At 63.2% G+C, this 11442-nt stretch carries 8 protein-coding genes; 7 read left to right on the top strand and 1 reads right to left on the bottom strand.

What is annotated here, in order from left to right:
- The first annotated feature begins 359 nt into the window (after positions 1-359).
- The 6 genes from L0966_RS04455 to L0966_RS04430 all read left to right on the top strand — a co-directional run bounded on the left by L0966_RS04455 (position 360) and on the right by L0966_RS04430 (position 10109).
- Complete coding sequence (locus tag L0966_RS04455) at positions 360-1025, top strand: 5'-methylthioadenosine/S-adenosylhomocysteine nucleosidase (RefSeq protein WP_234050614.1); 666 nt, start codon at positions 360-362, stop codon at positions 1023-1025.
- The gene (locus tag L0966_RS04450; RefSeq protein WP_234050613.1) at positions 1022-2323 is read left to right on the top strand and encodes an RsmB/NOP family class I SAM-dependent RNA methyltransferase; all 1302 of its coding nucleotides are present in this window, start codon (positions 1022-1024) and stop codon (positions 2321-2323) included. The genes L0966_RS04455 and L0966_RS04450 overlap by 4 nt, the downstream gene beginning before the upstream one ends.
- Positions 2324-2479: 156 nt before the next feature.
- Positions 2480-4039: a glutamine-hydrolyzing GMP synthase gene (gene guaA / locus L0966_RS04445; protein WP_234050612.1), complete on the top strand. Its 1560-nt coding sequence runs from the start codon at positions 2480-2482 to the stop codon at positions 4037-4039.
- Between the two features lie 316 nt (positions 4040-4355).
- The gene (locus tag L0966_RS04440) at positions 4356-5612 is read left to right on the top strand and encodes a tyrosine-type recombinase/integrase (RefSeq protein ID WP_234050611.1); all 1257 of its coding nucleotides are present in this window, start codon (positions 4356-4358) and stop codon (positions 5610-5612) included.
- Positions 5613-5910: 298 nt separating this feature from the next.
- Entirely contained in the window at positions 5911-8232 is a 2322-nt protein-coding gene (locus L0966_RS04435) for an AAA family ATPase (RefSeq protein ID WP_234050610.1), read from the top strand.
- Positions 8229-10109 carry a UvrD-helicase domain-containing protein gene (locus tag L0966_RS04430; protein WP_073625767.1) on the top strand — a complete coding sequence of 627 codons (1881 nt, stop codon included), beginning with the start codon at positions 8229-8231 and terminating at the stop codon, positions 10107-10109. Before L0966_RS04435 ends, L0966_RS04430 begins: the two co-directional genes overlap by 4 nt.
- Before the next feature lie 111 nt (positions 10110-10220).
- Here the strand turns inward: L0966_RS04430 and L0966_RS04425 are convergent, their stop codons facing one another.
- On the bottom strand, positions 10221-10610 hold the full coding sequence (locus L0966_RS04425; protein ID WP_370640971.1) for a helix-turn-helix transcriptional regulator: 390 nt from the start codon (positions 10608-10610) through the stop codon (positions 10221-10223).
- Positions 10611-10972: 362 nt separating this feature from the next.
- Here L0966_RS04425 and L0966_RS04420 point away from each other — a divergent pair, with 362 nt between their 5' ends.
- Positions 10973-11326, top strand: a complete 354-nt coding sequence (locus L0966_RS04420; protein WP_234050609.1) for a DUF2958 domain-containing protein — start codon at positions 10973-10975, stop codon at positions 11324-11326.
- Positions 11327-11442: the final 116 nt, after the last annotated feature.

Genomic DNA, 11442 nt, shown 5'->3' with positions numbered 1-11442 from the left:
AGGAAACCCCTAAAGACCGCCCCGGCTCAAAAGCAGATGAGCAGCATTCGCCCTGGTGTGGATCTCAGATGGCGTCACGTGGCAATTATATGTTGCGCTTTTACGACATTCTGACGCTTGAACATTGAGTCCAGATGCGCGGAGCACACTACCTCCCAGCTGCGCTCACTTCAATTCCAAAATGCACAAGTGGGGATACTCCGTTTTATTTTCTTGGGGAAAGCGTCGGCGAATACTTTGCCGGAAAAATGAATACAATGGCGCGGCGTGCGCACGCGCCATTGCCCCCGGCGCGTGACGATTGACAGATGGAGCGCGGCGGCGGAGGAGTCTGCCTTTGTTGCGTTTCAGGTGACCCGATGGATGATCCCGCCCGCCACCTCCTTTCTGTCGGCGGCCTCAACGTGCTGTTCGTGATGGCGACCAGTGAGGAGTTTGGCCCCCATCTCAAGGCCCGCATCAATCCGCTCATCACCGGCGTCGGCCCGGTGGAGGCGGCGATCGAGACGGCGCGGGCGCTTGCCCGGCTCGACCATCGTGGCCAGCTGCCGGACCTCGTCTTTTCCCTCGGCTCCGCCGGCTCGCGGAAGCTGGACCATGCGGAGGTGTACCAGGTTTCCCATGTCGCCTATCGGGACATGGACGCCTCCGCCCTCGGCTTCGAGAAGGGGCGTACCCCCTTCCTGGACGAGCCCGCGGTGGTGGAGCTGCCGCATTATATCGATGGCGTGCCCTCCGCTTCCCTTTCCACCGGCGGCGCCATCATTTCCGGCCCGGCCTACGATGCCATCGCCGAGGACATGGTGGACATGGAGAGCTTCGCGGTGCTGCGGGCGGCCCGGCGCTTCCATCTGCCCATCATGGGCCTGCGCGGCATCAGCGACGGCAAGAGCGAGCTCTCCCGCTATGAAGACTGGACCGAGTATCTCCACATCATCGACGAGCGGCTGGCCCAGGCGCTCGACCTGTTTGGATCGCAGACAACTGCATCCGGCCTCAAGTCTGTGACGGAACGCAAGGAATGACGCCCGCCGCCCGTATTGCCGCCGCCATCGAGGTGCTCGCGGACATCGCTACCCGCCGCCGTCCCGCGCCCGAGGCGCTGAAGGACTGGGGCCTGTCCCATCGTTTCGCCGGGTCTGGGGACCGTGCCGCCATTGCCGGCATTGTCTACGACACCCTGCGCCGCCGCGCGTCGGCCGCCGCCGTCATGGGCTCGGAGGAGCCGCGCGCCCTGGTGCTGGGCATGCTCAACGTGATGCGGGGCCTCGATCTGGCCGCCATCACCCAGCTCGCCGACGGCTCGCGCTACGCCCCCGCCGCCCTGAGCGCGGAGGAACAGGCCCGCCTTGCGGATCCGAGCCTTGAGGGCGCCCCGCCATTCGTGCGTGGCGATTATCCCCAGTGGCTGCACGCCTCGCTGCGCCACGTGTTCGGCGAAGATGTCGTCGCGGAAGGGCAGGCACTGGCCACCCGCGCGCCGCTCGATCTGCGCGTGAACACCCTGAAGGCGACGCCGGAGGAGGCCCGCACCGCCCTTGCGCATCTCAATCCTGGTTCCGGCGGCTACTCCCCGCTGGCGCTGCGCATCGTGCTGGACGCCCAGGGCAAGGCCCCGCCGGTCTCCGCCGAACCTGCATTCCTGAAGGGCGAGGTGGAGGTACAGGACGAGGGCTCGCAGATCGCCGCCATTCTCGCCCAGCCTCTGCCTGGCACCCAGGTGCTGGACCTGTGCGCGGGTGCGGGCGGCAAGACCCTCGAATTCGCGGCCCTGATGGACAATAAGGGCCAGATCTATGCGCACGACGCTGACATCCGCCGCCTGCAGCCCATGCATGAGCGCCTCGCCCGGGCGGGTGTGCGCAACGTTCAGGTGCGCGCGCCGCGCGGCAGCGAGGACGTGCTGGCGGATCTGGAAGGCCACATGGATCTGGTGCTGGTGGACGCCCCCTGCACCGGGACAGGCACCTGGCGCCGCAACCCCGATGCCAAATGGCGGGTGCGGCCCGGCGCGCTGGCTCAGCGCACGGCAGAGCAGGCCCGGATTTTGGAGGATGCGACCCGCTTCGTGAAGCCGGGTGGGCGACTGGCCTATGTCACCTGCTCGCTGCTGGACGAGGAGAACGGTGCGCAGATCCGCGCCCTGCTGGCCAAGCGGCCCGACTTCACGGCGATTCCCCCGGCCGAGACCACTCTTGCCCTGGGCGCGCGCGGGCTGGCGCTGAAGGACGCGGCCCTCGCCAGCCGCGAGGGCGTGCTGCTGACCCCCCGGCGCACGGGCACCGACGGCTTCTTCGTGAGCGTGCTGAAACGGGCGGTTTGACCCGCTCGCCGCGGTGCATTGCCATCCACGCATAACCGCCGCGCGCTGCTGCTTCGGCTGCGCGCGGCGTGGTGGCCTTTTTCAAACGCGACTTTCCCGCTAAAGGATGCGGCTAAAGCGCCCTTGCGGCGTCCCAGCCGGAAAGCTCACGCCCCCATGACCTCCCCCTCGCAAGACACCGTCCTCATCATCGATTTCGGCAGCCAGGTGACGCAGCTCATCGCTCGCCGCGTGCGCGAGGAAGGCGTCTATTCGGAGGTAGTGCCGTTTCAGAAGGGCGCCGAGGCCATCGCCCGCCTGAAGCCCAAGGCCATCATCCTCTCTGGCGGTCCGGCCTCGGTGATCGAGGGTGAGAGCCCGAAGGCCCCTCAGGAGGCCTTTGCCGCCGGAGTTCCGGTCCTGGGCATCTGCTATGGTGAGCAGTGCATGGCCGCCCAGCTCGGTGGCACGGTGGAAGCCGGACATCACCGCGAATTCGGCCGCGCCGAGCTCAAGGTGGAAAAGGTGGTGCCGCTGTTCGAGGGCGTGTGGCGCGAGGGTGAGAGCCACACCGTGTGGATGAGCCACGGCGACCGCGTGACCGCGCTGCCGGAAGGCTTCGAGGTGGTCGCGACCTCGCAGAATGCGCCCTTCGCGGCGATCGCGGACGTGGCGCGTGGCTATTACGGCGTTCAGTTCCATCCGGAAGTGGTTCACACGCCGGATGGCGCGCGGCTGCTCGCCAACTTCGTGCGCAAGGTGGCCAAGCTCGAAGGCACCTGGACCATGGGTGCGTTCCGCGAGCGCGCCATTGCCCGCATTCGCGAGCAGGTGGGCAAGGGTCGCGTCATCTGCGGCCTTTCCGGCGGTGTCGATTCCTCCGTCGCGGCCGTGCTGATCCACGAGGCCATTGGCGACCAGCTCACCTGCGTGTTCGTGGACCACGGCCTGATGCGCCAGGGCGAGGCGGACGAGGTGGTGTCCCTGTTCCGCGGCCACTACAACATTCCGCTGGTGCACGCGGATGCGTCCGACCTGTTCCTGAGGGAACTGGATGGCGTCGACGACCCCGAGCAGAAGCGCAAGATCATCGGCAAGCTCTTCATCGATGTGTTCGAGGCCGAGGCCAAGAAGGTGGGCGGCGCCGATTTCCTCGCCCAGGGCACCCTTTATCCGGACGTGATCGAGAGCGTGTCCTTCGCCGGCGGCCCTTCGGTCACCATCAAGAGCCACCACAATGTGGGTGGCTTGCCGGCGCGCATGAACATGAAGCTGGTGGAGCCCCTGCGCGACCTGTTCAAGGATGAGGTGCGTGCGCTCGGCCGCGAGCTGGGCCTGCCGGACAGCTTCGTGGGTCGCCACCCCTTCCCGGGCCCCGGCCTCGCCATCCGCTGCCCGGGCGGCATCACCCGCGAGAAGCTCGAGATTCTGCGCAAGGCCGACGCCATCTATCTTGAAGAGATCCGCTATGCCGGCCTCTATGACGTGATCTGGCAGGCCTTCGCGGTCATCCTGCCCGTGCGCACCGTGGGCGTGATGGGCGACGGGCGCACTTACGACCATGTGCTGGCGCTGCGGGCGGTGACCTCCGTCGACGGCATGACCGCCGATTTCTACCCCTTCGACATGTCCTTCCTGGGCCGCGTCGCCACCCGCATCATCAACGAGGTAAAGGGCGTAAACCGCGTCGTCTACGACGTCACCAGCAAGCCGCCGGGCACGATTGAGTGGGAATGAAATGATGTGGTTCGCGGCGTTTCGCGAACTATCGCAACATCATCATAACTAGCTGAAATCAAACAAAAAGTCAATCGATCGCTATCAGAGCCTATCGCCTTGAAGCGACGGGCTCTGACGGTGTGCGCGACGGTACGCATTTTTCGCCGTCGGCCGGATTTTTGCCCTACCGTCAGGCCGAAAACGGAAGCAGCCCACGGAAAGCCAAGTTAGTACGCTGTTTTATAACGATTATTCGCGTTGATTGACGGTATCAGATTTGACGGTAAAATTGGGGCTCGAAAAGGCGTTTTGGATCGTCAACGAGGCCGTCCCCATGCTCACCGACATGGCCATCAAGAGGCTGAAACCAAAGGATAAATCATACAAGGTGGCCGACCGTGACGGTATGTACGTTTCCGTCGCCACGACAGGCCAAATCACCTTCCGATACGACTACCGTCTGAACGGCCGCCGGGAGACGCTGACGATCGGCCCCTACGGCCCCGATGGCTTCACGCTCGCCGAAGCGCGCGAGCGCTGCATCACCGCACGAAAGCTGGTGGCGGAGGGACTTTCGCCGGCCCACGAGAAGCAGCGCGACAAGCGGCGCAAGGCGATGGAGCGCAGCTTCGGTGCGGTGTGCGCCTTATGGATCAAGGACGCGCGCATGGCGGAGAGCACACGCTCGATGCGCAAGGCCATCCTCGATCGTGACATTCTCCCCGCCTGGAAGAACCGCCTTCTGACCGAGGTGACGCCGGATGATCTGCGCCAGCTCTGCGCCAAGGTGAAGGAGCGCGGCGCCCCGGCGACCGCCGTCCACGTCCGCGACATCGTCAAACAGATCTTCGCCTTCGCTATCCTGCACGGCGAGAAGGTGCCGAACCCGGCCGACGAGGTCGGGCCGGCCTCGATCGCGACCTTCCAGCCGAAGGACCGCGCGCTGTCACCGGCCGAGATCAAGATCATGCTGCAGCAGATCGAGCACGTGCCGACCCTGCCGACCATCCGCCTCGGCCTGCGCCTGATCCTGCTCACCATGGTGCGCAAGAGCGAGCTGCAGGACGCGGTCTGGGACGAAGTCGATTTCGAGAACGCCGTCTGGACCATTCCGAAGGAGCGCATGAAGCGGTCGAAGGCGCACAACGTCTACCTCTCGCAACAGTCGCTCGACATTCTGATCGCCCTGAAGACCTGCGCCGGCAATTCGCGCTTCCTGCTGCCGTCCCGCTATGACGCCGACGCTCCCATGTCGCGCGCCACCTTCAATCGCGTGACTACGGCCGTCGTGGCGCGGGCAAAGAAGGAGGGCGTGCCGCTGGAGCCGTTCACGGTCCATGACTTGCGCCGGACCGGCTCGACGCTCCTGAACGAGATGGGCTTCAACAGCGACTGGATCGAGAAATGCCTCGCCCACGAGGACGGGCGCTCGTCACGTGGTGTCTACAACAAGGCAGAATACGAACCGCAGCGCCGGCATATGCTCCAGGAGTGGGCCGATATGATCGATGCCTGGGTGAATGGCCAGAAGCGGGCACCGACGCTGTTGCCGCCGTCGATGGTGTTTATGGGGAGGGAGGCGGCACCCTGATCGTAGACAACGCAGTATCGACCTATGCCTCGCCAGCTTCTGATTTCCGGGGCTGGTTCTGCTGAAACAGATGGAATCGATCCGGCCTGACCAAGGGGTTGACCCTCAACAACCCTGTTTGCGGGGCGAGGCTGACCTGCGGCGATGAGCAAAGCGAGCCTAAAGCAGCCACCTGTTCCAAATGACCACCATAGAACATAGACTGCAAGCAGCCCTTGAGTGAATTTCGCCTTCGCCATTGCGAGGTGTGCAAACGGAGGGGCTGAAGTAATTAAGCTGTCTGCTCCGGGGGGAGAACGTGCTTATCAAATTCGTTGAGATTGCGAATTTTCGTAAATTGCTATCAGTGCGAATCGACCTCGCTGAGAAGCAGACGCTGTTCGTCGGTGCCAATAATAGTGGCAAGAGCTCGGCAATGCTTGCATTGCGGCGCTTCCTCGTGCCGCGACGCTGTCCGTTCGAAATCCATGACGTTACGCTATGTCACTGGCCGGCGATTGATCGGATAGGCCGGAGTTGGATTGATGCGAAGCGGACCGATGAAGTAGTCGAGCTCACACTTGAGCCGTGGCTGCCGCTGCTCCCCACGCTCGATCTCTGGTTCGATGTAGATCCAGGGGAGATGCACCACGTTCGCGACCTGATTCCGACGTTGGATTGGGAAGGCGGTCTGCTCGGGGTGCGACTTCGGTATGAGCCAAGCAATCTTGGTGATCTCTATAAGGATTTCTTGGCTGCGGTCGCAGACGCCGAGGCACTGCGCGCCGCCGCGACGCAGGCGCATGCCGAGAAAATTGCTGCCGAGGGTCAGGAGAGGCCGGAGCCAAAGCTCACGCTATGGCCGTCGACCCTTGTCGATTATTTGAGTCGGCGGCTGGCCAAGAGCTTCACCATCCGTGCATTCACCCTCGATCCCGCGCAGCTCCAAGCTCCGCTCAATGGCCAGGCGCGTCCGCAATCGATGCCCGCCGCTTCACTTAGCCTTGACGGCGAACCGCTGAAGGGGCTGGTGCGCATCCACGATATTCCAGCGCAGCGCGGGTTCGGCGAGGAAGCGCCGAGCGATGAGGACGAGGACGCGCCGGCCGGATCGGCCGGCAGTCGGCTCTCCGATCAGCTGCGCAGCTATTATTCCAAGCACCTCGATCCGACCAAGGTACCGGATGTCAAGGATTTGGGGGCGTTGCAGGCGATCGAAGCGGCGCAGGACGCATTCGATCAAAAGCTTACGGAGAGCTTTGAAGCGGCGTTCAGCGAGGTCGAGGGCATGGGTTATCCCGGCGTCACCGACCCTAAACCGAAGGTGTCGACTCGGCTCAAGGCGATCGACGGCCTCAACCACTCCTCGGCGGTGACCTTTGTGGTCGATGTGACGCCAGCTGAGGGCGAAGCGGTGGTGCCGGTGCTGCGCCTACCCGAAAACAACAACGGGCTCGGCTATCAGAACCTCATCTCGATGATCTTCCGACTGATGAGCTTCCGGGATTCGTGGATGCGTGTGGGCAAAGCCGCGACCACCAATCCCGCTGCCGTGATAGAGCCGCTGCACCTCGTCCTGGTCGAGGAGCCCGAGGCGCATCTCCACGCGCAGGTCCAGCAGGTGTTCATTAACAAGGCCTACGAAGTACTTCGCGCCCATCCAGATCTCAAAGACACCAAACTGCGACGCAGCCAACTTGTGGTCAGTACGCATTCGAGCCATGTCGCGCATGAGGTCTCGTTCGAATGTTTGCGCTACTTTCGGCGCCTGCCCGCTGGCATGGTGTCGCGGATACCAGTCTCTACGGTGATCAACCTCTCGGAGGTGTTCGGTGCGGGCAACGAGACGGCCCGGTTCGTGACGCGCTACTTGCGCGCGCAACACGCAGACCTGTTCTTCGCGGATGCCGCCATCCTGGTCGAAGGGCCGGCGGAACGCATGATCGTTCCCAACTTTATTCGCCACAAGTTCGAGGCACTCAGCAAGAGCTACATCACTCTGCTCGAGATCGGCGGCAGCCATGCCCATCGCCTTCGCCCGCTGATCGAACATCTTGGTCTGCTCACGTTGATCATCACCGATCTCGACAGCCAAGCGTCCGGAACGACCACATCGGTACCGCCCAGGCCGGGTGCGGGACAGACCACCAACAACACAACGCTTCGACAATGGGTGCCGGCGCGGACCAGCGTAGACGCGTTATGGGGAGCGACGCCGGCGGAGCGAACGCTCGAACCCGCAGGTGATCCGCTGTTCGCAGTGCGCGCCGCTTATCAGTTGCCGGTCGACGTGACGCTTCCGGGTGCCGCCACGAGTGAGACCGCCTATCCCTATACGTTCGAGGATGCGCTCGCATTTGAGAACCTTTCCTTCTTCGCTGCGCTTCCGGGCACCGGGCTGGTCGCCAAGTTCCGCGACGCGATCGTTGCGGGTGGCGGCGCGACCACGGTTGGCGCGACGATGTTCACGGCACTCAAAACCGGGAAGAAGGCAGAGTTCGCTCTCGACGTACTTGATGCCGAGATGTTCGAGACCCTGAGTGTGCCGCGCTATATCAACGAAGGTCTGACCTGGCTGCAGGAGCGACTCAAGAAGAAACAGATCGAGATATTGCCGGCCAAAGAGGGAGTGGCCGCATGACCAGGGCGAATGCCGACGATTTGTTTGATGCGAAGGCGGACGAGACTATTCGCAGCTGTCTGGATCTTGCCGCGCCGCGCAGCTTCTTCCTCTACGCGGGTGCCGGTTCGGGCAAGACCCGGTCGCTGGTCCAGGCAGTACGTGACCTGTGCGAGCGCCAAGGCCGCGAACTGAAACTGACCGGTCAGAAGGTCGCGATCATCACCTATACCAATGCCGCTTGCGACGAGATCGTGCAGCGGCTCGAATTCGATCCGCGGGTCGACGTTTCTACAATCCACGCTTTCGCGTGGTCGCTGATACGCGGCCATGACGACGACATTCGCAAGTGGCTCGACACAAACCTGCTCGCCGAGATTGCCGATCTCGAGGAGAAGCAGGCGAAAGGTCGGTCGGGCAAAGCTGCGATTGAGCGTGCGCAGTCGATCGAGAGCAAGACACGGCGCCGTGATGGCCTCCCAACGATAGCGAGGTTCATCTACAGCCCAACCGGAGACAATCGTACGCGCGATTCGCTCAATCACGCCGAGGTTATTGCCATGACCGCGGCGTTTCTGAACGCAAAGCCGGGCCTGCGCCGGCTCCTGATTGCCAGCTATCCGATCCTTTTGATCGACGAGAGCCAGGACACCGCAAGACGCCTTATGGACGCGCTGCTCGACGTCCAGGCGGCTTTCCCAGCACAGTTCTGCTTGGGACTATTCGGCGACACCATGCAGCGCATTTACGCCGATGGTAAGGTCGGCCTCGCCGAGGCGATTCCCGAAACCTGGGCAAAGCCGCGCAAGGCGATGAATCACCGCTGCCCCAAGCGCGTGATTGCGCTCATAAACAAGATCCGCTCCGACGATGACAAACAGGAGCAGCAGGCGCGCAGTGACGCTCCCGAGGGGACCGTTCGGCTGTTCCTCGCGCCAGAAACTGTCGGCAACAAGAGGGATGTCGAAGCGGCCGCGGCAACGAAAATGGCCGAGCTGACTGGCGATGAGGCTTGGCTCCCCGACCGCGACGGGGTGAAGATGCTCGCCCTTGAACATCTAATGTCGGCGCGCCGTTTCGGGTTCGAACATTTCTTCGGGTCGCTTTACGCCTACGAACCGATGCGCACGGGGTTGCTCGACGGCACGGGCCGCGGTCTGGGCTTCTTCACCCGTGAGTTGCTCCCGCTGGCGAACGCGCTGGCGGCGGGCGACCGTTTCGCGACCGCAGCGGCGATCCGCCAGACCTCGCCATTGCTTGATCGCCAGCGGTTGACGGACGCTGGAGAAAAGCAGCAAGCGGAGCTTGAACGCGCGAAGGTTGCGTGTGATGGCCTCAAGGTGTTGCTGCTGGCGGAGAACCCGCCGACCCTACGCGCCGTACTGCGCTACGTGGCCGCGACAGAGCTTTTTGTCATTCCCGAGGTGCTGCAACCGTTTGTTCCCGAGGTGCTCGCAGATGCGGGGACCGAGCCGGAAGATGATGCGAGCACCGAGGCGGGTGCTTGGCGTCGGGCGCTCGACGCACCTTTCCCCGAGATCGAAAAATATGATCGCTATGTCCGTGGCGTGTCGCAGTTTGATACCCATCAAGGTGTGAAGGGGCGCGAGTTCCCTCGTGTTATGGTGGTGATCAGCGACGATGAAGCACGTGGCTTCCTGTTCAGCTACGGCAAGCTTATGGGGACAAAAGAGAAGACCAAGACCGACCTCGAAAATGAGGCAGCGGGTAACGACACCAGCATCGCCCGCACTCGTCGTCTCTTCTACGTGACCTGCAGCCGAGCGGAGGAGAGCCTCGCCATCGTCTATTATTCCGACGATCCCGGCTTGGCGCGCACCGCGCTCCTTGAGCGGGGCTGGTTCGCCGATGACGAGATCGAGATTGTTGCCACCTGAAGGTAATTGGGGGCAGTACTGTGGGTGTAATCGAAGGAGTTCGATGCGCCCCTCCGGCAATGATTCTCATGGATGCCGCTGAGTTACGTAAATGTGGCTCATGGCACCGTGTTACCGATCACGTAGATGAAGCGACGACTTCACTGGTCGCGCACGCCGTTGATGAACATCCGGCGGAGACGCTTTGCGCACGATGTCCGCATCCGATGCGCGGCGCCGTTCATCGAGCCAGGTCTCAACTTCGGCCAAATCCCACACCACGCAGCGTGGCGTCAGGAAGAAACGCTTCGGAAACTCGCCGCGCTGTTCCATTTCGTAGATCGTCGTGTCGGCGAGTGGCACGATCTTGCGAAGCTCCGGGCGGCGGATCACACGCTTGAACAGATCGGCGGGCGGCTGAAACCGCCTGTGGCTGCTCTCGACGGGCTCGACGGTGGATGGCTGTGCAGTGTCGGAGGCCAAGGTCCGGTCTTCTTGAGAAATCGTGTGTTCGGGTTTCATGTCGATCGCCCTCGATCGCAGTGGAATGACTGCGACCAAGGTGACGCGCACTGCTTGCGTATTGAAGACCCCAGAGGTGGGCGTGCGGAAATCGGCGGCCATCGCGAAAGAAACGGAAGGTGAGCGCGGGCGACTCCACGACCCTTGCTACCGGAGGTCCGGATTTGTCGTTTCTTCGAGTGTGCGCTGCCTGTGGCTTTCGATATTTCCCTCTCGACGAGCTCCGGTAACGCTGACCGCCGCCGCAGCGCGGTCAAGCCCGGCCCGCACCGGACCGTGTAGGGCCTGACCACGCCGCTCGATTGCGCCGGCCGAACGCCTCCTCGCCCTCGATCGGAGGGTGACATCGAAGGGAGGCCGACATGGCCGCAGCGCTCATCACCAACGAACTCTACGCCCGACTTCTCGCCAATGGTGCTCGCAGCGCCGCCGGCGAGGACATCGATCCGCGTCCCGTCGTCAAGCTCTTCACACCGGACGCCGGCGCCACCTGGCTTCTCACCGAAGCCGATCCCGAAAACCCCGACCGTCTATTCGGCCTCTGCGATCTCGGCCTTGGCGAACCCGAACTCGGCTATGTCAGCCTTGCAGAAATCCGCTCGGTGCGCGGACGGCTCCGGCTTCCGGTTGAGCGTGACCTCCACTTCAGGGCCGAGCATCCCTTGAGCTGGTACACTCAGCGCGCCCGCCAATCCGGCAGAGTCGTCACCGACTGACGATCGCGATAGCGCCCCGTCTTCGGGCGGGGCGCTTCGTCGTACTCATGAGGAAAGACGGCGATCAGGATGCACGGCTTTCAGGTTCTACGGCTTTGTACATCCTGATCCGGTCA

It is taken from the genome of Xanthobacter sp. NM-59, assembly GCF_021401125.1.
In the GTDB taxonomy this organism is placed as follows: Bacteria; Pseudomonadota; Alphaproteobacteria; order Rhizobiales; family Xanthobacteraceae; genus Xanthobacter.
This window is presented reverse-complemented; position numbering and strand designations above follow the sequence as displayed.

Coding starts and splice junctions, on each gene's coding strand:
- L0966_RS04430 (WP_073625767.1), top strand. CDS start 8,229: ATGACCAGGGCGAATGCCGACGATTTGTTTGATGCGAAGGCGGACGAG.
- L0966_RS04455 (WP_234050614.1), top strand. CDS start 360: ATGGATGATCCCGCCCGCCACCTCCTTTCTGTCGGCGGCCTCAACGTG.
- L0966_RS04440 (WP_234050611.1), top strand. CDS start 4,356: ATGCTCACCGACATGGCCATCAAGAGGCTGAAACCAAAGGATAAATCA.
- L0966_RS04420 (WP_234050609.1), top strand. CDS start 10,973: ATGGCCGCAGCGCTCATCACCAACGAACTCTACGCCCGACTTCTCGCC.
- L0966_RS04450 (WP_234050613.1), top strand. CDS start 1,022: ATGACGCCCGCCGCCCGTATTGCCGCCGCCATCGAGGTGCTCGCGGAC.
- guaA (WP_234050612.1), top strand. CDS start 2,480: ATGACCTCCCCCTCGCAAGACACCGTCCTCATCATCGATTTCGGCAGC.
- L0966_RS04425 (WP_370640971.1), bottom strand. CDS start 10,610: ATGAAACCCGAACACACGATTTCTCAAGAAGACCGGACCTTGGCCTCC.